Source organism: Glutamicibacter sp. MNS18, from assembly GCF_026107515.2.
Classification (GTDB): Bacteria; Actinomycetota; Actinomycetes; order Actinomycetales; family Micrococcaceae; genus Glutamicibacter.
The window spans coordinates 12,284-33,299 of record NZ_JAPCHW010000004.1 but is presented as its reverse complement, the minus strand read 5'-3'; the positions used below and the strand labels follow the sequence as shown (position 1 = coordinate 33,299).

The window sequence follows — 21,016 nt, the reverse complement described above, 5'->3', positions numbered from 1 at the left end:
CTATTGCCATCCGCCCGGATGCTCGGCTTCCGGGTGCAGTTCCACGGCCAGGTCATGCATGACCTGCGCTGCCCGTGAGAGCTTGACCGCCGCACCACGCACCAGCATGATGCGCACCTTGCGTGCCACCGGATGGATAGGCCTGGTGACCAGTTCCCGCCCCTCATACGACAGGTTTGCGGCGGGGCGCTGGACCAGAATGGCATAACCCATCCCCCGGGCGATCATCGAACGGGTTACCTCGAAGTCCGTCGTGCGGAAGCGGATCCACGGCACCAGCCCGGCTGCGGTAAACAGCGATTCGGTGTGCTCGCGACTGGGCGGCACATCCAGCAGAATCATGGGCTCGGCTACCAGTTCGGCCAGCGCCACGCTCCGGTTGCTAGCCAGCCGGTGGTCGGCCGGTAACGCCACGGTGGGTTCGGTGGCAGCGAGCAACGTACGTTCGGTCCCGTCAGGCAGCCCGAAGTCGTAGACAATGGCCAGGTCCAGCTCACCGGCCTGCAGCAACTGATGGATATTCTGCTGTGTATCGGCCCTGAAGTCGATGTCCACCTGGGGAAACCGCGTTCCGAACTCATCAAGCAGTTCGGTGAGAACCGTCGGGGCCAGCGGGGAATAGCAGCCGATGGTGACTTGCCCGCGAACTACCTTCCCACCTTCGCCGGCCATGATTTCCAGGTCGGCCGCTGACTGCAACAGGTTCCTGGCCTCGGAGACCACATAGCGCCCCGACGGGGTCAGGCTCACACCGTGGGCCTTACGCCGGATGGTCAGCTGGACCCCCAGGATCCTTTCCAGTTCATTCAGCGCCCCGGTAACGGCCGAGGGTGAGAGCCGTAACGCGGTGGCTGCGGCCGCTATGGAGCCGTGCTGGCCGACCATGGCCAGGCATTCAAGCTGACGCAGGGTAAACCGGGCCACTATTCCTCGCTAAAACCGTTGATACTCATCGAATATAACCACTTTACCCGAGGTTATGGTGTGACTCACACTTGAAGCAAGACCGATCCGCTTCACCATTGGAGAGCATCCATGAGCACCATCCCACCGGCTACCTGCCCATTCACCGGAACCACCGCGGCACCGCTGGATGCCAAGGCCTCGACTCCTGCCGCTTCCACTGATACCGACGGTCGCGAAGCCCCCGTAGCCGACTGGGTACGCATCGAGGACCTGCGCCGCAATCCCTTCCCGATCTACCAGCGACTGCGCGCCGAAGCACCCGTGCACTGGGTGCCAGCGGTCAACCGCTACATGGTGACCTCCTACGCCGCGGCCCACGAAATCGAACAGGACGAAGCCCGCTTCTCCGCAAATGAACGCGAATCACTCATGAAACGGGCCATGGGCCACTCGATGCTGCGCAAGGATAACCCGGAACACCAGATCGACCGCGATTCCTACGGGGCTACCCTGCGCCCGGGCACCATCAAGAAGCACTGGAACGCGATCTTCGAGGCGAACAACACCAAGTACCTGGAAGAGTTGAAAGCCAAGGGGCCGGGCGCCGACTTCGTCTGGGACTACGCGGCCCCGTACACCGGGGAAAACCTGCGTCTGATCTGCGGATTCCACAATGCGACGCACCAGGACATGCAACGCTGGAGCCAGACGCTGATTGACGGGACCGGGAACTATGCCGACGATCCCCAGGTGTGGGCCAAGGCCGCGGCTTCCTCGGACGAAGTGGATACCGCCATCGACGAAATGCTGGTCTACCTGGCCAAGAACCCGGACCACTCGCTACTGTCCAACCTGGCCTCGTTCCCCATCCCGTTGGAGGCCATTCGCGCGAACCTGAAGATGACCATCGGCGGCGGGCTCAATGAACCGCGCGATGTCCTATCGACCACCGTCTGGGCGCTACTGACCCACCCGGAGCAGCTGGCTGCGGTGAAAACCGATCCGGCCCTGTACGCCAAGGCATTCGAGGAATCGGTGCGCTGGGTCGCCCCGATCGGCATGTACCCCCGGGAAACCACCCGGGACCTGGTCCTTGAAGGAATCCGTCTGCCGGCCGGTGCGCGCCTGGGCGTGGTAGTTGGTGCGGCCAACCGCGACCCACAGGTCTTCGAGGATCCCGAATCGTTCAACATCTTCCGGCCGAAGAAACCCCATCTGGCCTTTGGCGGCGGCGTGCATTTCTGCGCTGGAACCTGGATCGCCCGCGCGCAGGTCGCCCAGATCGCCCTGCCGCAGGTTTTCGGGCAACTGCCCGGGCTGCGGCTGGACCCGGAAACACCGAGCGTCGACGAGGGCTGGGTGTTCCGCGGCATGACCCGCATGCCGGTGCTTTGGAACCACTAGCCCCCGTATCGTCCCCACCATTCCGGCCCGGCAGGCCGGAAGCATCTGACCAACCTCAGCGTAAGGAAGCGAAATGCCTACCATTATCTACTCCCAGCCCGATGGAACCAGCACCGAAGTCGAGGTTGCCGACGGCGGCAACGTGATGCGTGCGGCGGTTAACGAAGGTATCGCCGGAATCGTGGGTGAATGCGGCGGCCAGGCGATGTGCGCCACCTGCCACGTCTACGTCGACCCGCAGGATGCCGCCTCCCTTTCGCCGGTAGAGGACGACGAGGACGAGATGCTGGACTGCACCACCGCCGAACGCACCGAATTCAGCCGCCTGGGTTGCCAGGTGAAACTGGGAGGACCGGTCCAGCGGTTGCGCGTGAGCATCCCCAGCGACCAGGTGTAGCCATGGGTGAGCATATTCTGATCATCGGCGGCGGTCAGAGCGCCGTCCAGTTGGCCGATTCCCTGCGCAGCGAGGGCTTCGCAGGGAAGCTGACCCTGATCAGCCAGGACACCGAACTGCCCTACCAGCGTCCGCCGTTGTCCAAGGACTTCATGGCCGAAGGCGCGGCACCGGAGCTGCTGCCGCTGCGTGCGGAATCGTTCTACGAACAGCAGGATATCGACCTGATCCGCGCCACCCGCGTCGAAATGGTGGATCCGCGGGCACGCATCGTGCACTTGCATGACGGTCGCCAACTGGGCTATGACAAGCTGGTCTTCGCCACTGGTGCCCGCAACCGCCCGCTCCCCTGCCCGGGTGGCGATCTGGAGGGGGTGCATGGTCTGCGTGATGCCGCCGATGCGCATGCACTGCATGCCGCATTGCCTGGAGCCCGCCGGGTGGTGGTCATCGGCGCCGGGTTCATTGGCCTGGAATTCGCCGCCGCTGCCCGGGCACGCGGAATAGAGGTCACCGTGCTGGAATTCGCTCCGCGGCCGATGGGCCGGGCGGTATCCGCTCCGTTGTCCGGTTGGTTCACCAAGGCCCACCTGGCTGCCGGGATCCAGCTGAGGCTGGAGGAAGGCGTCGCAGAAATCGCCGAACATTCCGGGGGTCTGCAGGTGCTTTCCAGCACCGGAAACAGCTACCTGGCCGATCTGGTGGTCTACGGAGTCGGTGTGCTCCCGAATGCGGAGCTCGCCGAAGCCGCAGGCGTGCCGGTGGACAACGGGATTACCGTCGACGAACAGCTGCGCACCGGACTGGAAGGGATCTACGCCCTGGGCGATTGCGCGAACTTCCCGAGCGTCCACTGCGGTTCAAGCATCCGTCTGGAGTCGGTGCAGAACGCCACCGACCAGGCCCGCACGTTGGCCCGCATCCTGACCGGGCAGCCCCAACCGTACCGGATGTTGCCATGGTTCTGGAGCACCCAGGGAAGCATCCGCCTGCAGATCGCCGGGTTGGCCGCCCCGGGTGATGAGCCGGTGGTCCTGGGTGACCTATCCAGTGGCAGGTTCTCGATCGCCCTGCTGCGCGAGGGGGTTCTGGTCGCGGTCGAGTCCGTCAACCGGCCCGCGGACCATATCGCCGCCCGCAAGCTTTTGTCCGGCGGGCAGCGGATTACCGCCGATCGACTTGAGGGAATCACCTCGCTGAAGGAACTCTCCGCACCGATGGCGCCGGTGGCCTAGCCGCTCCCGGCAGCATCGCCTCACCACAGGGCCATTTCCCTACATCGCCGGCTGGCACCGGATGACCCCTTGGGGGCGCCCGAGGCCAACCGGCGCGCACATCTGGAAACCGCAACCATCCGCACATCCCACCCGAGGACAGCCCATGGGCACTTCCCCAACGCCGGTTAAACCGGCCGCCAGCCAACGCCGTGTCGCTTATGCGACAGTTATCGGCACCACCATCGAATGGTATGACTTCTTCATCTACGCCACTGCCGCGGGGCTGGTCTTCGCGCACCTGTTCTTCGAACCGGCCGGTGCGCAGATCGGCCTCTTGCTGGCCTTTGCCTCGGTGGGGATTTCCTTCCTGTTCCGTCCGCTGGGCGCATTCCTGGCCGGGCACTTCGGCGACAGGATCGGACGAAGGGCCATCCTGGTGCTGACCCTGACCTTGATAGGAGTCTCCACCACCCTGATCGGCGTGTTGCCGACCTACGAAAGCGCCGGAGTGCTGGCGCCGATCATGTTACTGCTGCTGCGCATACTGCAGGGCATTTCGGCCGGAGGGGAATGGGGCGGGGCGGTGCTCATGGCCGTCGAACACGCGCCGGCGCACCGGCGGGCCCGGGCCGGTGCCTATCCGCAGCTGGGCGTACCTTTGGGCATGTTGCTGGCCTCGGGCATGATGGCGCTGATGACCGGGGTGATCTCCCCCGGCGAGGCGTTCCTGGCCTGGGGCTGGCGGGTACCGTTCCTGGTCAGCGTCGTGCTGATCGTGGTCGGCTACTTCATCCGCCGTGCCGTCGACGAGTCCCCGGTTTTCGAGGAGATCGCCCGCAAGAAGGCCCAGACCAAGGTCCCGGTAGTGGTGCTGTTCAAGAAGCACTGGCTATTGGTGCTTCTCGCCGCCCTGGTCTTTGCCGGGAACAATGCCGCAGGCTACATGACCACCGGCGGCTTCCTGCAGGCCTACATGACCGACCCGGAGGGACCGGTGGGCTTCACCCGCACCCAGGTACTGCTGGCGGTGTCCTTCGGCGCGATCATGTGGTTCGCCTTCACCATGCTTTCGGGGCGGGTTGCCGATGCCATCGGACGCAAACGCACCTACCAGATCGGCTTCGTGTCGCAGTTGCTGTGCATCTTCCCGCTGTTCTGGATGGTCAACGCGGCCAACCTGCCCTTGCTCTACCTGGCCTTCGCGCTGTTCGCGGTCGGCTTGGGGTTCTCCTACGGACCGCAGGCCGCGCTCTACTCGGAGATGTTCCCGGCCTCCGTGCGCTTCTCCGGGGTCTCCATTTCCTACGCGTTGGGTGCGATCCTGGGTGGGGCGTTCGCCCCGATGATTGCCACCGCCCTGGTCCAGGCAACCGGCGGGACAACTGCGGTGGCACTGTACCTGATGGGACTGACGGCGATCTCGCTGGCAGCGGTCTGCGTCCTGCGCGACCGCAGCGGTATCGATCTCTCGGTCGAGAACCAGGCCGAACAGGAGGTCGGTGCGACCATCTTCGATCACCGCACCCCGGTCTCCGCCAGGGCGGAGGCGGGCCTGTAGCCCGCGGTGCGCAACGGCCGGTGACGCATCCCTTAGCTGCGGAGGCGACACCGGCCGTTCTCGTCGCGCCTGTGGCGGCACGGACCCTGGCTAGTTCGAATCGGCCTGGCGTTCGGCGGATTCGACGACATTGGCCAGCAGCATCGCACGGGTCATCGGGCCCACGCCGCCGGGGTTGGGCGAGATCCAGGAGGCGATGTCCGCAGCCGCAGGATCGATGTCGCCGGTGACCTTGCCGTCCACGCGGGACACCCCGACGTCCAGGAGGATGGCACCGGGCTTGATGGCATCGGCCTTGACCATGTGCGCCACACCCGCGGCGGCGATGACCACATCGGCCTGGCCCAGCAGCTCATCCAGGTTGGTGGTGCCCGTATGCGCCAGGGTGACCGTGGCATTGATCGAACGGCGGGTCAGCAGCAGTCCGACCGGGCGGCCGATGGTCACTCCGCGTCCGATGACCAGCACGTGCTTGCCCTGCAGGTCAATGTCGTGGCGGGCCAGCAGTTCGACGCATCCCACGGGAGTGCACGGCAGCGGACTGGTCATCGGCTTGTTGACGTTGGCGACCAGTCGACCCAGGTTCATCGGGTGCAGCCCGTCGGCATCCTTGGCCGGGTCCATGGCCTCGAGGACGGCATCCTGGTCGATGTGCTTGGGCAGCGGCAACTGGACGATGTACCCGGTGCAGGAGGCGGACTCGTTCAGTTCCTTGACCTTGGCCAGCAGCTGCTCCTGCGTGGTCTGCTCCGGCAGGTCCACGCGGATGGATTCGATTCCCACCTCGGCGCAGTCCTTGTGCTTTCCACCGACGTACCAGGCCGAACCCGGGTCGTTGCCCACCAGGATGGTTCCCAGTCCCGGGGTGATACCACGGGACTTGAGTGCTGCGACTCGTTCGGTGAGTTCCTGCTTGATACGGGCTGCCGTCGCCTTGCCGTCGAGAATCTGGGCCGTCATGGGTTCCTTTCGTACGCGGTCGCTGCCACCGGCGGTGGACGATCACGATGTGGTGTGTACAAACCCAGGCGCGCGGTCTGCAGTCAAAAGGTTGTTTTCGCTCCCCGGTGGTAATCCACCCAACGCCAGTCACGATATTTACAGGTCTGCAATGAGTTTATCGAATCTGCAGGGAATGATACACGGACTGTGAGCGTTACAACTGCAGAAATGTTGACACGTCAACCAAGGGGATTCCGTGGAACACCTCCGCAGTCGATACCAAACAATAGTCATTGGCGCCGGGCAGGCCGGCCTCGCCGCCGGTTATCACCTTGCCCGCAAGGGCCTGGCCCCCTGGGATGACCATGTCATCCTCGATGCCAACGATGGCCCCGGAGGCGCATGGCGGCACCGCTGGGATTCACTGACCTTTGGGACAACTCACCACCTGCACCCGCTGCCGGGCCTTGAGCTGGGGGAACCGGATCCAACCGAGCCCGCTTCCGCGGTCGTGAGCAGGTACTACGGAACCTACGAGACGCTGATGGGCTTGCCGGTTCACCGGCCCGGGGCCGTCGTGGACGTCCGGCACGACGACGGGCTTTTCCACCTCACACTGGGTTCCGGCGAGCGCTTGAGCTCGTCCACGGTCATCAACGCCACCGGCACCTGGAACAATCCGTTCCGGCCACATTACCGAGGTATGACCGACTTTTCCGGGCTGCAGGTACATACCCGCGACTACACCGGTGTGGAGCAGTTCACTGGCCGACGGGTACTGGTTGTCGGCGGCGGCGCCAGCGCGACCCAGTTCATCATGCAGTTGCGCGAGCATGGGATCGACACCCTCTGGTCCACGCGTGGCGAGCCGCGGTGGCGTGATTTCGGATCCGCGAAGGACTGGGGCATGGAAGTCGAACGGCGGGTCACCGAGGATACCCTGGCCGGCAGGCCGCCGCGCCCGGTGGTGGCCAATACCGGGCTGGCCCTGACCCCGCGGATGCAGGCGGGCATCAACTCGGGCGCCCTGGTCTCGCGCGGCCCCATCGCGTATTTGACCAAGGACGGCGTGGTTTTCGCCGACGGCAGCAACGAAGAGCTTGGAGCCATTGTGTGGGCAACCGGGTTCCGCCATGCCCTGAGGCATCTGGCCCCGCTGAAATTGCGCACCCGCGCCGGAGGCATCCGCATCGACCCCGACGCGGTTAGCGCCCACGACCTGCCGGGCTTGTACCTGGTCGGTTACGGGGCCTCGGCATCGACCATCGGCGCAACCCGGGCCGGTCGTCGCGCGGCGGTTGCCGCAACCAACTACTTGAAATCTCTCCCAGTGGATTTTGCCAACATTAAGTCTGCCGTGGCCGTCGGGGTGTGATCTTCTTGGGCAAATTCGGCACAATCGCTCCGGTAGCAGTAATTTGGAGAGCATGAGCAACCATTTCATCATCTCGCTGTCCTGCGTCGACCGTCCGGGTATTGTCCATGCGATTTCCGGGGGATTGCTGGGCGCTGGTTGCAACATCACCGAGTCGCAGCAGTATGAAAGCCCCGATTCTCACACCTTTTTCATGCGCATCGAGGTCGCCACGGAGCAGTCCCTGGAGCAGGTCCGCGCCCAGCTGGCGCCGATCCGCGATGATTTCACCATGGACCTTGCGGTCTACGAGGCCAGCCGCCGCACCCGCACCATGATCATGTGTTCCAAGGCCGGCCATGCGCTGAACGACCTGCTCTTTGCGCAACGTGCAGGAACACTGGCCATCGATGTCCCGGTCATCGTCTCCAACCACCTGGATTTGAAGCCGATGGCCGAGTTCTACGGTGTGGACTTCGTCCATTTGCCAGTCACTGCCCGGAACAAAAGCCAAGCCGAAGCGGAACTGCTGGGTCTGGTGGAGCACTACGACATCGAGCTGGTGGTCCTGGCCCGCTACATGCAGATCCTTTCCGATTCGTTGTGTGAGCGGATGGCCGGGCGGATCATCAACATCCACCATTCCTTCCTTCCTTCGTTCAAGGGCGCGAAGCCGTACCACCAGGCGCATTCACGTGGTGTGAAACTGATTGGCGCCACCGCGCACTACGTGACCGCGGACCTGGACGAAGGCCCGATCATCGACCAGGAGGTGACCCAGGTGTCACATGCGCGTACCGCGGACCAGCTGGTCGCCCTGGGCCGCAGCGTCGAGGGACGCACCCTGACCCGCGCGGTGCAGTGGCATGCCGAGCACCGGGTCATGCTCGATGGGCAACGCACCATCGTCTTTTCCTGACATGTCATGTAGCCGCCGGCGAATCGCCAGGCCACAACCACTGAACTAGGCTAGGTGCCATGGCTCACATAATTACCATTGACGGTGTCACCCCAACGGTGGCCCAGGACGTATTCGTCGCCCCGACCGCAACCCTGAGCGGCGATGTTGAACTCGGTGAACGCGCCAGCGCGTTCTACGGGGTGTCGGTGCGAGGGGATTCGGCGCCCATCCGCGTCGGGTCGGGGACCAATCTGCAGGATAATGTGGTGCTCCATGCCGATGCCGGTTTCCCGTGCACGCTGGGTGACCACGTCTCAGTGGGGCACTCGGCCGTGGTCCACGGAGCCACCGTGGGCGATGGCTGCCTGGTTGGCATGAGCGCCACCATCATGAATGGTGCGGTCATCGGCGAGCAGTCCCTGGTCGCGGCCGGCGCACTGGTCCTGGAAGGCACGCAGGTGCCACCGCGTTCGCTGGTGGCTGGCGTTCCGGCGAAGGTACGCCGTGAATTGAGCGAAGAGGAAGTGGCCGGGCTGTCGGAGAACGCCGCCACGTACCTGAAACTGGCAGCCAAGCACCTCGCAGCCAACGCCTAGGTCGGCCCGGGCAGGGTGCCTTGGCCTGCCCTGCCCGGTTCTTCAGGCCGCGGTGGCCTCACGGGCGATCCTGATCGCCTCGCTCGGACTGTACCAGTAGGTGTTCAGCCGCGGACGTTGATGCGGGTCCAGGTTCTTGGGCAACAGCACCATCGGCGGTCCGCCTTCATTGGCGATCACCGTGAACAGTCCACAGTGCCGGGCATGGTGGTGCATCGGGCAAAACAGGCATCCGTTGTCAACGCTGGTGGCTCCGCCCTCTTCCCAGGGCTTGATGTGGTCCACTTCGCACCGTGAAGCGGGCATGGTGCACCCCGGATAGGCGCATCCCCGGTATTTCGCTTGTAGCGCCTTGCGCATGTACTTCGGGAAGAACCGGCTTTCCTGGGCGATGTCAAGGATCTTGCTGTTCCCGCCGAAAATCACCGGCATGATTCCCGCATTGCACATCATGGTGCGCGCGGCCCCGGCAGCCAAGGGCAAGCCGCTTTCGGTCACTGCGAAGTTCTTTCCCAGTGTCATCATCTTGAAGTAGTCCAGGACCACGGTGATTTGGGGCTGGACCAAACCGGCCTGCTTACCGTCGGACTTCCCGCCGGCTCGCATGATACCGATCAGTGCGATCAGGTGACGGAATTCGGGCCTCAATTCCTCGAAGGGCAATGAGAGTTCGACGGGCATTCCGTCGTTGATCAGGTCTTCGGCGATCGTGGTCGGGCAGTTCGAAACGGGTTCGCTCGCTGGCGCATCACTTGCCGGGTCCTGCTCCGGGTCCGGAATCGTTTTCCCGGTACCGTCCAGGGTGGCTCCGGCAACCGGCGTGGCGGTGCTGCGGGGGTGCGGCGAACCGGTGGCTTGTTGTTCGGTGGCTTGTTCGGTGGAGGCGTGGTCTTCGGTGCCCTTCGTGGCGTCCCGGTCCTGCCCTGGCCCAGCTGCCGGAGCCGGCGGATCCAGCGGCGTGGGCGTGGCGGTGGGGCGCTGGCCTTCGGTGTCCGGGGTGGGGTCCTCCGGCTGGGCCCACTGCGGCATGGCCTCCGCCTCGCCCCATTCGGGTTGTGGTCGCGGTTGCGCCGGATCATCGGCACCGGCGCCCTGCCCATGGGCCATATACTGCTCGAAGACCAAACGCATGAGCTCCTCGCGGTTCCCGGCAATGGTTGCCGGATTGTCGATCTGGGCGCACATCGACTCAATGAGTTCGGCATCCTGCGGGAGCATGCTCAGCCGGTAGTGCACCAGGCCACGGCGCATGCCGCTGCGGAACAGGCCTACCTCGGAAAGCATGGCTTCCAGCGGGCGGTCCTCCCCTAGCGCCTGTTCGATCACGCCGGCCAGGTGTTTGCGCGCCGTGGAGGGCTCGTGGCGGATCAGCGCGATGGCGTCGGCTTCCAGTTCGGAGCGGGCCTGCTGCGAGTCGGGCGCCTGGAGCAGCACGGGTTCGGCCTTGCGCAACTGGGTCGCCGCCCCGAGGACCAGCCGCGGCTCGGTTTCGGCACGCTGGAATTCCTGTCCGAGTTGCGGATAGCGGGGAGCCAGCCGTTCACCGGCCTCACCGACCTCGGCGATCAGGGCCTCTGCCTGGAGCACTCGCGCCTTGGCCGCACCGATGCCGAGGTTCAGCCACTCCTTGAGCATGCCGGCGGTGTCCTTGTAGTAGCTGCGGCCAGCGGTGCGTTGCCCGCGGGTGAGTTCCAGATCCGCGTCGGTGGGACGGAGCCCGGCGTCGGCGATCGCCTGGTACGAGGGTTCGTCGAGTTGGTGGGCGCCGGTGCGGCGCAAGGCGTCGGCAGCGTGGATTTGCGCGCGGGTGAGCTGTTGGCCGACCTGTTCAACCAGCCAGGCGAAGTAGGCGGCATGTCCGGGATCCGGTTCGGCCTGCCCGAGGGCGGCCGTGGCGTTTTCGACCAGCACGGCCGCCTGGGCCAGCTGAGCCAGCGCCTGCGTAGTGCTGTCAGTTGTCATGGACCCATCTTCGCCCTGCAGGTCAAGAAACCGGGCAGAACACCGCAGATTTGTGGATAACCTGCCCGGGTGTCCGGAGATCCCGTCGTCCGAAGGGGTGGGAATCCGCGCCTGGATCAAATACCCCGAGGTCAACAGGACTGTAGAGCCAGGACCCTTAACAACGGAGTTGAGCCATGGGAACCGCCACACGTATGCTGCTGACCGCGATCCTCACTGCCATGTGCTGTCTGGTCCTGCCCTGGGTTGTCGCGCTGACCAGCTCGGCGGCGCGCCAGGCCATCCTCGACGACGGGAATCGCGTGTGGCCGCTGGCCGCGCTATGCGCCGCGATTCTGGGGTATGGGGTGCTGCTGGGGTTCCAGGGGCGCCAGCTGGACCGCTGGCACCGCACGGGGCCGGCCGCGGCGACCAACGTGCTGGTTGCGGGACTGTCCCTAGTTCTCGGCTGGGCGGTTCCTGGCCCGTGGGTCCTTGCCGGTCCGCAGGTCCTGGTGGGGACCCTGGCCTACCTGGGGTTCAGCGCGGTGATGCTCAGCGGGTCCCGTCGCCGGACAGCTGCCGAGTTGGAGCCCCAGCGCTAGTTGTTGCACTGACCCGGTCACGGGACCGCTGCCGGGCGGGAGCCGGAGGAGCGACCCCGCCCGCTGGCAGGCTAGATCGAGTAGTGGTCGCGGTGCCTGGTGTGCGCGCGGGCGACCAGTTCGCGGATCTGCTCGATGTCCTTGGCCCTGTCCCGGTACTTCTTGTCCATCGTCGCCAATTGGCTTTCCTCCGCCACCAGCGCCGAGTAGATCCGGTCGCGTTCGGCGCTGTCGGCGGTGTAATCCAGATCCAGGTAGTTCGCCGCATAGCGTCGTGCATTGTTGATGGAGGTCAGCGCCTTGCCGGCCTTGCTCAGCAGCGAGGCGACGATGGTCAGTACCAGCACCCCGATGATCACCCCGAGTGACAGCTCGATCGATACCTCGATGACCGGAACCGGTTCGCCCTCGTTGATGAAGGGCAGGTTGTTCTCGTGCAAAGCGTGCAGGATCAGCTTCACGCCAATAAAGGCCAGGATCATCGCCAGCCCGTAGGCCAGGTAGATGAGCCGGTCCAGCAACCCGTCGATCAGGAAATACAGTTGGCGCAGGCCCATCAGCGAGAAGGCGGTGGCGGTGAACACGATGTAGACGTTCTGGGTCAGCCCGAAGATCGCCGGGATGGAGTCCAGCGCGAAGAGGATATCGGTCCCGCCGATGGCCACCATGACCAGCAGCATCGGGGTGAGCATCTTCTTGCCGTCCACCATGGTGGTCAGCTTGTCCCCGTCGTAGTGCTCGGAGGTGCGCAGGAATCGGCGGGAAAGCCGGATCACCAGGTTGTCCGCTTCCTCGCTGGGGTCTTCGGGCTTCAGCAGGTTGCCGGCGGTAAGCAGCAGGATCAGTCCGAAGGCGTAGAACACCCAGGAGAAGGTGTTGATCAGCGCTGCACCCAGGAAAATGAAGCCGGTGCGGGCGATGAGCGCGAAGACAATACCGAACAGCAGCACCTTCTGCTGGTCTTCCCGGGGAACCCGGAAGCTGGCGATGATGATCAGGAAGACGAACAGGTTGTCGACCGACAAGGCCTTTTCGGTGATGTAGCCGGCGAAGTACTCCTTGCCCATCTGCGCACCGCCGAAGGAAAAGACCAGCAGGCCGAAGACCAGGGCGATACCCACGTAGATGGAGGACCAGATGGCCGCTTCCTTCAGCTGCGGCACGTGGGCCTTGCGGATGTGGAAGAAGTAGTCGAAGGCGAGCAGGGCCGCGATCACCACGATGGTGACGGCCCAGATCGTAGGGGAAACAGTCACGGTTTTACTGCTTTCGTCGAGGAATAGGCGGCGAGCAGTAAGTCTCTCCACCCGCCACACAGCGGACCGTTGAACCCGGCGAGGCGCCCTTGCCTTGCGTATTGACGGGGACAGCGCGTTGGAATACTCCCTTACGTACCACCCACTGTAACCGCTCATGGCCGCGAGGCAAAGTGGCCTGCGACACGAAAACGTATCGGATGCGGGTGCGGCGGCCGGTTTCGCCCCGCGGCCCGCCTGATCATTTAGGCTGGTCGTACCATGTATCCCAGTCAAAAAAGTCACCAGCACGGCGGGCGGGAACGCGATATCGCCGAACCGATTCGCGCCGGCGAGGACGAATTCCGCGTGGATATCGAGCGGATCCGTTTCTCCCCGTATTTTTCCCGGCTTTCGGCGGTCACCCAGGTGATCCCGCAGGCCGGCGCCGGAACCGTCATCCACAACCGGCTCACGCACTCGCTGAAGGTCTCCGCGGTGGCGCGTTCCATCGCCATCGGGCTACGCAATGCCGATGCCGACACGGTGGCGTTGGTCGCGGAACTGGGCGGGTGCGATCCGGTGGTGGTGCAGGCCGCCGCGGCCGCCCACGACCTGGGGCACCCGCCGTTCGGGCACCTGGGCGAGCAGGAGCTGGACCGGGTGGCCCGCCGGAGCCTGGGACTACCCGACGGGTTCGAGGGCAACGCGCAGACCTTCAGGATCCTGACCGCGCTGGACAGCTGCGATGCCACGGCGCGCGGGCTGAACCTGACCCGGGCCGTGCGGGCCGGGGTGCTGAAGTACCCGTGGGCGCGTGACGAGTGGGCCGACCGGCAGCTGCCGGCTCGCGAGCTGCCGCGCGGAGCCGGGGATGTGGCCGGGACCGGGGCGGCGAAGTTCTCCTGCTACGACATCGAGGCCGCCGAGATGCGCGATGTGCTCTCGGTGTTCCCGCATATCGCCGCGCACCAGCAGACCCTGGAGTGCTCGGTAATGGATGTGGCCGATGACATCGCCTACGCGGTGCACGACCTGGACGACTTCTACCGGGCCGGGGTATTGCAGTACACCTCGGTCTCCGCCGAACTGCGGGCGTGGCTGAACCACTCGCGCACGCTGACCGATATCCCCGACAAGCACCTGGATCTGCGCCGTCCCGGACATGCGCTGGAGCGCACCTGGCGCAGGCTGCTGGCCAAGGATCCGTGGATCGCCGATGCGCAGGCCTTCCGCGATTCGGTGCAACGCGTGGAACACGACCTGGTCGAGGGGCTGCTGGCGGTGCCCTACGATGGCGGGTTGGAAGCGGACCGGGCGGTCACCGGGTTCACCCGGCGCTGGATCGACCGGTTGCAGTCATCGGTGGTGGTCCAGCGCCGGCCCCATGTGCGCAGCGGACACCTGCGCCTGGGTGATGCGGCCTGGCATGACGTGGTGGTGCTCAAGTTCGTGCATTCGCGCTTCGTGCTGGACCGTTCCGACCTGGCGGTGTACCAGCGCGGGCAGACCAGGATCATTTCCTCGCTGGCCCTGGGGTTCCGGGATTGGCTCAACGACCCGGTGGATGCCGCCCGCGCCCCGCGCCGGCTACTAGACTCGGTGCAGGCTGCCACCGAGGAGTACCGGGCGCTGCGCAATGTCGACCCGGCGCGGTTCGGTCCGGCTGGGCACGGCGAGGTGGAACGGTTGGGACAGGCACGGGCCATCGTCGACTACATCGCCTCCTTCACCGACGCCCAGGCCGTCTCGGTCAACTCGTTGCTGACCGGTACCGCCGAGGGGATCTGGGAACTGGGCCGCGGGCTGTAGCCTCCGGATCACCTGGCGGCCCCGCCATCCAGATGACCCCGATGTGACACGGCATTATCCCCACCGTGCCATGCTGGGCAGAATGGGATCCATGGGCTGTTCCCGTGACCGGCCCATCCCACCGTCCACCGTCCACCGAAGACAAGGAAGCCCAGTGTCCCTTCGTGTGCTGGTCCCGACCCAGGAACTCGCCTCGGCGTTGCAGTTGCCGGGGATCGAGCCCCTCTTGTGGCATCTGAACGATGCTCCATGCGAGCCGCCGGAGGCCGAGGTGCTCATCACCGAACGTCCCCGGCAGCCGGAGCGCCACCCGCTGGTGGCCCGGATCCCGGGGTTGCGGCATGTGCACCTGCTGTCCCTGGGTTTCGAATGGGTGCTGGAGCACCTGCCGGAGGGGGTCGGGCTGAGCAATTCGCGTGGGGCCATCGAGGACGCCACCGCCGAACACGCCCTGGCCCTGCTGCTGGCCGCCCTGCGCGCTGTTCCCGCCGCGGTGCGTGACCAGGATAGGCAGCGGTGGAATCCGGCCTGGTCTCCGACCCTGCATGGGGCCACGGTGCTGTTGCTGGGCTACGGCGGGGTGGGTGCCGGGATCGCGGCCCGGCTGGCGCCCTTCGGGCCGGCCCGGGTGCTGCCGGTGGCCCGCACCGCCCGCATCGCACCGGACGGTGCCGCGGTGCATGCCCTTCACGAGCTGCCCGGACTGCTGCCCGAGGCGGACATCGTCATCATCGCGCTGCCGCACGATGCCTCCACCGAACGGCTGGTGGATGCCGCATTCCTGTCGAGCATGCGTGATGGCGCCCTGCTGGTGAACATCGGCCGCGGCCCGGTGGTGGATACCGGTGCGTTGCTGGCCGAACTGGAGACCGGGCGGCTGGGCGCGGCCCTGGATGTCACCGACCCCGAACCGCTACCGCCCGGGCATCGCTTGTGGAGCGCCCCGAATTGCCTGATCACCCCGCATACCGGCGGGAACACCACGCAGGTGTCCAGGCTCTGCGGGCAGCTGGCGGTCCAGCAGATGCAACGGCTGGCCGCGGGCCGGGAACTGCTCAACGTGGTGCGGGCTACCGGGGAATGATCCGGTAGCCGCAGTGACCGTCCGTCGCCTACCGTGCCGCGGCTACCTGTTGCCGGCCGGCCGGCGCGGCCAGTTTGGCCAGTCCGCCGGCGGTACGTGCCGCCGCCAACCCGCGTTCCAGGTCGGCCAGCAGGTCCTCGGGCTCCTCGATGCCCACCGACAGGCGCACCAGGTTGGCCGGGATCTCCAGCGCGGTGCCGATCAGCGAGGCGTGGGTCATTTCCCGCGGGTAGCAGACCAGCGATTCCACCCCGCCCAGGGAGACCGAGAGCTGGAAGTACTCCATGGACTGGGCAAAGGCCCGGGCGGCGGCCTCGTCGGCCAGCTGCAGGGACAGGATCCCTCCGAACCCGCGCTGCTGGGCAGCTGCCAGCGCGTGCCCCGGGTGATCGGGCAGCCCCGGGTAGAGCACCCGGCCCACCTCGGGGCGTTCGGTGAGCCACTGGGCGATCACCCCGGCGTTGCAGCCATGTCGTTCCATGCGCAGCCCCAGCGTCTTCAGCCCGCGGGCGGCCAGGTAGGAATCCTGCGGCCCGGAGACCGCACCCCCGGCGAACTGCTGGAAGCCGATCGCCTCGGCCAGCGATTCACCGCGGTGCAGGTGGTCGGTGACGATCACCGCCCCGCCCAGCACATCCGAGTGCCCGCCGATGTACTTGGTGGTCGAGTGCACCACCGCGTGCGCCCCGAAGTCCAGGGGGCGTTGCAGGTACGGGGTGGCGAAGGTGTTATCCACCACCAGCAGGGCCCCGTATTCGTGGGCCAGGGCCGCCCAGCCGGCCAGGTCGGCGATCCCCAGGAGCGGGTTGGAGGGGGTTTCCACCCAGAGCAGCGCGGTGTTCGGGCGGATCGCGGCGCGCACCGCATCCAGGTTGGTGATATCCACTGCGCTGGAGGTGATCCCCCACTTGCGGTGCAGCCGGGAGATCAGCCGGTGGGTGCCGCCGTAGCCGTCGGCCCCCAGGATGATGTGGTCGCCCGGGGCCAGCACGGCACGCAGCAGGGCGTCCTCCGCGGCGATCCCGGAGGCGAAGGAGAAGCCGGCGGCTCCGCCCTCCAGCGCGGCCAGCTGGGTCTGGAACCCGTCGCGGGTCGGATTCGAGCCGCGCGAGTACTCGTGGCCGGCGCGCAGCACGTTGATGCCGTCCTGGATGAACGTGCTGGTCTGGTAGATCGGCGGGATCACGGCTCCGGTGTACGGGTCCTTGTGCTGTCCGGCGTGGACGGCCAGGGTGTTGAATCCGCTCATGCGAAGCTCACTTCCTTTTCGATCGATGCTGCGGCCTGCGCGGCCGCCAGTGCGCGGTCCAGGTCCCGGATCAGATCCGCCGGGTCTTCCAGCCCCACCGACAGGCGAAGCACCGCCGCGTTCAGCCCGGCCTGCTCCAGCTGCTGGGTCGAGAGGCGGCAGTGGGTCATCGTCGCCGGGTGGGCGATCATGGTGCGGGTATCGCCGATGTTCGCAGCCAGGGTGATGATTTCCAGGTTGTCGATGAACGCCGGCACCAGGTCGGCGTCGTGCAATTCCACGGCCAGCACGCTGCCGGTACCGCGCGGGAAGAACTTTGCCAGGCGATCATGGTGCCGATGGGCGCTTCGCGAGGGGTGGTGCACCGCTTTGAGCAGCGGGTGGGCCTGAAGGAAGTTCGCCAGCAGCAGCAGGTTCCGGGTGGCGGCGGTGGCGCGCACGGGCAGGGTTTCCATCCCGGTCAGGATGGTGTGGGCGTTGCCGGCCGACAGCGCGGGGCCCAGATCGTGCAGGAACTTTGAGCGCACCAGCATGGAGTAGGCCCCGTCCCCGTAGCGGGCCAGTAGCGAGGTGCCGGCATAGCGTTCGCGGGCGCGGGCGATCTGCGGCCAGCGCTCCTGGTCGGAAAAGTCGAATGTTCCGGCGTCGACGACCACGCCGCCGAGCACCTGCCCGTGTCCGGCCAGCGCCTTGGTGGCCGAGTGCACCACGATGTCGGCGCCGAAGGCCAGCGGCTTGAAGTTCGCCGGAGTGGCCAGGGTGTTATCCACCACCACCGGAATGTTATGGCGGTGCGCCACCTCGGCCAGCTCCGGTAGATCCGGGAGGGTGGAAAGCGGGTTGGTGACCGATTCCAGGAAGAAGGCCCGGGTATCCGCCTCGATGGCCGCCTCCCAGGCGGAAGGTTCATCCGGGTCGACAAAGCTGACGCGGATGCCGAAATCGTTGAAGGAGTCGGTCAGCAGGTCGACGGTGCCGCCGTAGAGCTGGTTGGAGGCGATGATGTGCTTCGGGCCCTGGGTCAGGGCCAGCAGGGATAGCGCGACGGCAGCCTGGCCGGTGGCCGTGGCCACCGCGTAGGCTCCGCCTTCCAGTGCGGCGGCGCGTTGTTCGAACACCGACACGGTGGGGTTGCCGGTGCGGGAGTAGGTGAAGCCGGCCTGGCGCAACGCGAACTTTTCCACGGCTTCGGCATGCGAGCCGAACTCGTAGGCCGCTGAGGAATACAGCGGCACCGTCAGCGGGCGGTGGTCACCGCTGGGCGTATATCCGGCGTGGATGGCCGTCGTCGACGGTTGGGTGTTGGGCTGCGCCATGGTTCCTCCTCGTTTTTGCCGCACGAGGGAGTGCACCGAACACCGCGCAGAGCACGGAGCCCCAGGACGCGTTCGGCAGCTGCTCCATCGTTCCTGGCATTAGCACCTTTCGGTTTCCCGATGGTTGCTGCGACGTCGACGAGCCAGATCTCTCGGTCGCTCTTGATGGGTTGTTGTGCTTCCATGATTGGGCAACGGCTTCGGACGGCGCAAGCGGTGTCCGGTCCCGGGCTTCACACAAGGTTTCCCGGCTTCACATGTCGCGATCTTGTCATGATGACGCACGGCCCGGATCCGTTGTGTGACGCGCGGTTGCTGCCGGATTCCGCGGGATTACAGGCTTTGGCCCATCTAATATGTCTCGCACGGTCCAGCGGATGACAGCGTGTTACGCCCCCTCGGTGCGCGAGGGCTTCAACCGATGAGCTGGACCCCGAAGCCTGCGACAACGGAACGCACTTCTTCCAGATAGCGCCGTGCTTGTTCGGTCAGCGGAATCGCGGCATGGTCGATCCAGCCGATCTCGATGCGCTCATCGACATCCAGCGGGATGGCGACGATGGACGGGTCGAGCTCGTCGCTGATGATACCCGTGGAGATCGTGTACCCGCCCAGGCCGATCATGAGGTTGAAGATGGTCGCGCGGTCCGAGACCTGGATCTCGCGTTTGCTGGAGCTTGTGGAGAGGATCTCCTCGGCGAAGTAGAACGAGTTGTTGGCGCCCTGGTCGAAGGTCAGGCGCGGCAGGTCTTCGAGGTCTGCCAGCTCCACCCGCGGGCGGGAGGCCAACGGGTTGCTACGCGAAATGAAGATGTGCGGATCGGCCAGGAACAAGGGGTGGAAGACGAGCCGGGACTCACGCAGCAGCTTGTCGATGACCTTCCGGTTGAAGTCGTTGCGGTAGAGGATGCCGATCTCGCTGCGCAGGGTACGCACGTCCTCGATGATCTGTTCGGTGCGGGTCTCGCGCAGCGAGAACTCGTACTCGTCGGCCCCGCTGGCCTGGACCGTCCTGACGAACGCGTCCACGGCGAAGGAATAATGCTGCGTCGATATTCCGAGCAGGCGGCGGGAGGGCGGGCGGCCGAGGTAGCGCTGCTCGAGCAGTTCCACTTGTTCGAGCACCTGCCGGGCGTAGCCGAGGAACTCGGCCCCTTCGGTGGTGAGGGTAATGCCCCTGGCCGAGCGGATGAGCAGGGTGCGTCCCACCCGGGCTTCGAGTTCCTTCATTGCCGAGGACATGCTCGGCTGCGCAACGTAGAGCAAGTCTGCAGCCGCTGAGATCGATCCCTCGGCCGCGACCGTGGTGAAATAGCGCATCTGCTGCAGTGTCAGACCACTTGCTCCTTGAACCATAGGTTGAGTCTATATCAAGCCATAGTTTGCCGGAGTTACCTGATATCAACGATGGCGCTGCATGATGGACACATCGACTTGATTCCGGCCTGCCCAGGCCCCTCAGCAACAGATTGGCCGCCATGGCAGACGCATTCACTTTCAGCATCACCACCACCGACTTCGACGAGGACTACACCCCCAGCACGGATTCGCGCATCACGACGAACTTCGCCAACCTGGCCCGCGGCGAAAACCGCCAGGAGAACCTGCGCAACGCGCTGACGATGATCGACCGGCGCCTGAATTCCCTGATGCACTGGGACAATCCGGACGGCGAGCGCTTCACGCTCCAGCTGGAAATCATCTCCGCCAACGTGCACTTCGACTCGGCACAGGGGGCGCAGGACTTCCCTCTGCTGGAGGTGCTGAACACCAGCATCCTGGACCGGTACACCGGGACGCGCACCCACGGCATCGTGGGCAACAACTTCTCCTCCTACGTGCGGGACTACGACTTCAGCGTGCTGCTGCCGGCAACGGCCGACGCCTCCGGCAAGCCGGTGGTCCCGGAAGATTTCGGGGAGCTGCACGGCCGGCTTTTCCAGCATTTCCTGGATTCGGAGGCCTACCGCCAGCGCTTCGAGCAGCTGCCGGTGATCTGCATCAGCGTCTCCACCTCGAAGACCTACCGCCGCACCGGCAACAGCCACCCGGTGCTGGGCCTGGAATACCAGCAGGACGACTACTCGCTGACCGACGAGTACTTCGCGAAGATGGGCCTGCGCGTGCGCTACTTCATGCCCGCCGGCTCCGTTGCCCCGCTGGCTTTCTACTTCCGCGGCGACCTGCTGAACGACTACACCAACCTGCAGCTGGCCAGCACGATGGCCACCATGGAGACCTTCCAGAAGATCTACCGCCCCGAGATCTACAACGCGAACTCCCCCGCCCCCGCGGTCTACCGGCCCTCGTTGGGCGCGCAGGACTTCTCGCGCACCCAGGTTTCCTATGACCGCGAGGAACGCACCCGCCTGGGCGCAAGCCAGGGCAGGTACACCGAAGAACACTTCATCACCCCGAACCGCGAACTGCTCGACGCCTGGGCCGCCGGCTACGTCGTCCCCGCCGCCTAATCACTTACCTTCAGAATCCAAAGGACCA

The 21,016-nt window shown here is 65.6% G+C and carries 18 protein-coding genes and 2 riboswitches; of the genes, 11 read left to right on the top strand and 7 right to left on the bottom strand.

Translation table 11 applies throughout. The features are described from left to right. Window positions 1-924 carry a LysR substrate-binding domain-containing protein gene (locus OK351_RS05885; protein WP_265156795.1) on the bottom strand — a complete coding sequence of 308 codons (924 nt, stop codon included), beginning with the start codon at window positions 922-924 and terminating at the stop codon, window positions 1-3. Between the two features lie 111 nt (window positions 925-1,035). Between OK351_RS05885 and OK351_RS05880 the strand changes: the two genes are divergently transcribed. The 4 genes from OK351_RS05880 to OK351_RS05865 all read left to right on the top strand — a co-directional run bounded on the left by OK351_RS05880 (window position 1,036) and on the right by OK351_RS05865 (window position 5,482). Further along, the gene (locus OK351_RS05880) at window positions 1,036-2,310 is read left to right on the top strand and encodes a cytochrome P450 (RefSeq protein ID WP_265156793.1); all 1,275 of its coding nucleotides are present in this window, start codon (window positions 1,036-1,038) and stop codon (window positions 2,308-2,310) included. Window positions 2,311-2,383: 73 nt separating this feature from the next. Continuing rightward, on the top strand, window positions 2,384-2,707 hold the full coding sequence (locus OK351_RS05875) for a 2Fe-2S iron-sulfur cluster-binding protein (protein ID WP_265156791.1): 324 nt from the start codon (window positions 2,384-2,386) through the stop codon (window positions 2,705-2,707). A 2-nt stretch (window positions 2,708-2,709) separates the two neighbouring features. After that, entirely contained in the window at window positions 2,710-3,942 is a 1,233-nt protein-coding gene (locus tag OK351_RS05870) for an NAD(P)/FAD-dependent oxidoreductase (protein ID WP_265156789.1), read from the top strand. A gap of 145 nt (window positions 3,943-4,087) precedes the next feature. Continuing rightward, window positions 4,088-5,482, top strand: a complete 1,395-nt coding sequence (locus tag OK351_RS05865; RefSeq protein ID WP_265156787.1) for an MFS transporter — start codon at window positions 4,088-4,090, stop codon at window positions 5,480-5,482. 90 nt (window positions 5,483-5,572) lie between these two features. Here the strand turns inward: OK351_RS05865 and OK351_RS05860 are convergent, their stop codons facing one another. Continuing rightward, the gene (locus OK351_RS05860) at window positions 5,573-6,442 is read right to left on the bottom strand and encodes a bifunctional methylenetetrahydrofolate dehydrogenase/methenyltetrahydrofolate cyclohydrolase (protein ID WP_265156785.1); all 870 of its coding nucleotides are present in this window, start codon (window positions 6,440-6,442) and stop codon (window positions 5,573-5,575) included. A gap of 55 nt (window positions 6,443-6,497) precedes the next feature. Beyond that, a riboswitch (ZMP/ZTP riboswitch) is annotated at window positions 6,498-6,585 on the bottom strand. A gap of 95 nt (window positions 6,586-6,680) precedes the next feature. Between OK351_RS05860 and OK351_RS05855 the strand changes: the two genes are divergently transcribed. From OK351_RS05855 to OK351_RS05845, 3 genes are read left to right on the top strand one after another with little or no spacing between them, the layout of a single operon-like run. After that, entirely contained in the window at window positions 6,681-7,799 is a 1,119-nt protein-coding gene (locus OK351_RS05855) for an NAD(P)/FAD-dependent oxidoreductase (protein ID WP_265156783.1), read from the top strand. Between the two features lie 52 nt (window positions 7,800-7,851). Beyond that, a complete protein-coding gene (gene purU / locus OK351_RS05850; RefSeq protein ID WP_265156781.1) occupies window positions 7,852-8,697 on the top strand; it encodes a formyltetrahydrofolate deformylase in 846 nt (281 codons plus the stop codon). Window positions 8,698-8,756: 59 nt separating this feature from the next. Further along, window positions 8,757-9,275: a gamma carbonic anhydrase family protein gene (locus OK351_RS05845; protein WP_265156779.1), complete on the top strand. Its 519-nt coding sequence runs from the start codon at window positions 8,757-8,759 to the stop codon at window positions 9,273-9,275. A 42-nt stretch (window positions 9,276-9,317) separates the two neighbouring features. On the opposite strand, the gene OK351_RS05840 is transcribed toward OK351_RS05845, so the two are convergent. Continuing rightward, window positions 9,318-11,237 carry an HNH endonuclease signature motif containing protein gene (locus OK351_RS05840; RefSeq protein WP_265156777.1) on the bottom strand — a complete coding sequence of 640 codons (1,920 nt, stop codon included), beginning with the start codon at window positions 11,235-11,237 and terminating at the stop codon, window positions 9,318-9,320. A 176-nt stretch (window positions 11,238-11,413) separates the two neighbouring features. On the opposite strand from OK351_RS05840, the gene OK351_RS05835 reads away from it, so the two are divergent. Continuing rightward, entirely contained in the window at window positions 11,414-11,821 is a 408-nt protein-coding gene (locus OK351_RS05835) for a hypothetical protein (RefSeq protein ID WP_265156775.1), read from the top strand. A 71-nt stretch (window positions 11,822-11,892) separates the two neighbouring features. Here OK351_RS05835 and OK351_RS05830 read toward each other — a convergent pair whose 3' ends face one another. Then, window positions 11,893-13,077 carry a TerC family protein gene (locus OK351_RS05830; RefSeq protein WP_265156772.1) on the bottom strand — a complete coding sequence of 395 codons (1,185 nt, stop codon included), beginning with the start codon at window positions 13,075-13,077 and terminating at the stop codon, window positions 11,893-11,895. A gap of 261 nt (window positions 13,078-13,338) precedes the next feature. Between OK351_RS05830 and OK351_RS05825 the strand changes: the two genes are divergently transcribed. Continuing rightward, window positions 13,339-14,868, top strand: coding sequence for a deoxyguanosinetriphosphate triphosphohydrolase family protein (locus tag OK351_RS05825; protein ID WP_265156770.1), 1,530 nt, complete (start codon window positions 13,339-13,341; stop codon window positions 14,866-14,868). A gap of 154 nt (window positions 14,869-15,022) precedes the next feature. After that, entirely contained in the window at window positions 15,023-15,952 is a 930-nt protein-coding gene (locus OK351_RS05820) for an NAD(P)-dependent oxidoreductase (protein ID WP_265156768.1), read from the top strand. Between the two features lie 28 nt (window positions 15,953-15,980). Here the strand turns inward: OK351_RS05820 and OK351_RS05815 are convergent, their stop codons facing one another. The 3 genes from OK351_RS05815 to OK351_RS05805 form a co-directional block, all read right to left on the bottom strand. After that, complete coding sequence (locus OK351_RS05815; protein ID WP_265156766.1) at window positions 15,981-17,201, bottom strand: cystathionine gamma-synthase; 1,221 nt, start codon at window positions 17,199-17,201, stop codon at window positions 15,981-15,983. After that, window positions 17,198-18,517 (bottom strand): O-acetylhomoserine aminocarboxypropyltransferase/cysteine synthase family protein, encoded by a 1,320-nt coding sequence (locus tag OK351_RS05810; RefSeq protein ID WP_265156764.1) that lies wholly within the window; start codon window positions 18,515-18,517, stop codon window positions 17,198-17,200. The genes OK351_RS05815 and OK351_RS05810 overlap by 4 nt, the downstream gene beginning before the upstream one ends. A gap of 81 nt (window positions 18,518-18,598) precedes the next feature. Next, window positions 18,599-18,689: riboswitch (SAM riboswitch) on the bottom strand. Between the two features lie 242 nt (window positions 18,690-18,931). Further along, window positions 18,932-19,873: a LysR family transcriptional regulator gene (locus tag OK351_RS05805; RefSeq protein ID WP_265156762.1), complete on the bottom strand. Its 942-nt coding sequence runs from the start codon at window positions 19,871-19,873 to the stop codon at window positions 18,932-18,934. Between the two features lie 122 nt (window positions 19,874-19,995). On the opposite strand from OK351_RS05805, the gene OK351_RS05800 reads away from it, so the two are divergent. Continuing rightward, window positions 19,996-20,988, top strand: coding sequence for a DUF1852 domain-containing protein (locus OK351_RS05800; protein WP_265156759.1), 993 nt, complete (start codon window positions 19,996-19,998; stop codon window positions 20,986-20,988). Window positions 20,989-21,016: the final 28 nt, after the last annotated feature.

Bases quoted from the DNA above. Each gene is read 5' to 3' on its own strand.
- OK351_RS05805 (WP_265156762.1), bottom strand. From the start codon at position 19,873: ATGGTTCAAGGAGCAAGTGGTCTGACACTGCAGCAGATGCGCTATTTC.
- OK351_RS05835 (WP_265156775.1), top strand. From the start codon at position 11,414: ATGGGAACCGCCACACGTATGCTGCTGACCGCGATCCTCACTGCCATG.
- OK351_RS05840 (WP_265156777.1), bottom strand. From the start codon at position 11,237: ATGACAACTGACAGCACTACGCAGGCGCTGGCTCAGCTGGCCCAGGCG.
- OK351_RS05825 (WP_265156770.1), top strand. From the start codon at position 13,339: ATGTATCCCAGTCAAAAAAGTCACCAGCACGGCGGGCGGGAACGCGAT.
- OK351_RS05870 (WP_265156789.1), top strand. From the start codon at position 2,710: ATGGGTGAGCATATTCTGATCATCGGCGGCGGTCAGAGCGCCGTCCAG.
- OK351_RS05845 (WP_265156779.1), top strand. From the start codon at position 8,757: ATGGCTCACATAATTACCATTGACGGTGTCACCCCAACGGTGGCCCAG.
- OK351_RS05810 (WP_265156764.1), bottom strand. From the start codon at position 18,517: ATGGCGCAGCCCAACACCCAACCGTCGACGACGGCCATCCACGCCGGA.
- OK351_RS05865 (WP_265156787.1), top strand. From the start codon at position 4,088: ATGGGCACTTCCCCAACGCCGGTTAAACCGGCCGCCAGCCAACGCCGT.
- OK351_RS05875 (WP_265156791.1), top strand. From the start codon at position 2,384: ATGCCTACCATTATCTACTCCCAGCCCGATGGAACCAGCACCGAAGTC.
- OK351_RS05860 (WP_265156785.1), bottom strand. From the start codon at position 6,442: ATGACGGCCCAGATTCTCGACGGCAAGGCGACGGCAGCCCGTATCAAG.
- OK351_RS05880 (WP_265156793.1), top strand. From the start codon at position 1,036: ATGAGCACCATCCCACCGGCTACCTGCCCATTCACCGGAACCACCGCG.
- OK351_RS05815 (WP_265156766.1), bottom strand. From the start codon at position 17,201: ATGAGCGGATTCAACACCCTGGCCGTCCACGCCGGACAGCACAAGGAC.
- purU (WP_265156781.1), top strand. From the start codon at position 7,852: ATGAGCAACCATTTCATCATCTCGCTGTCCTGCGTCGACCGTCCGGGT.
- OK351_RS05800 (WP_265156759.1), top strand. From the start codon at position 19,996: ATGGCAGACGCATTCACTTTCAGCATCACCACCACCGACTTCGACGAG.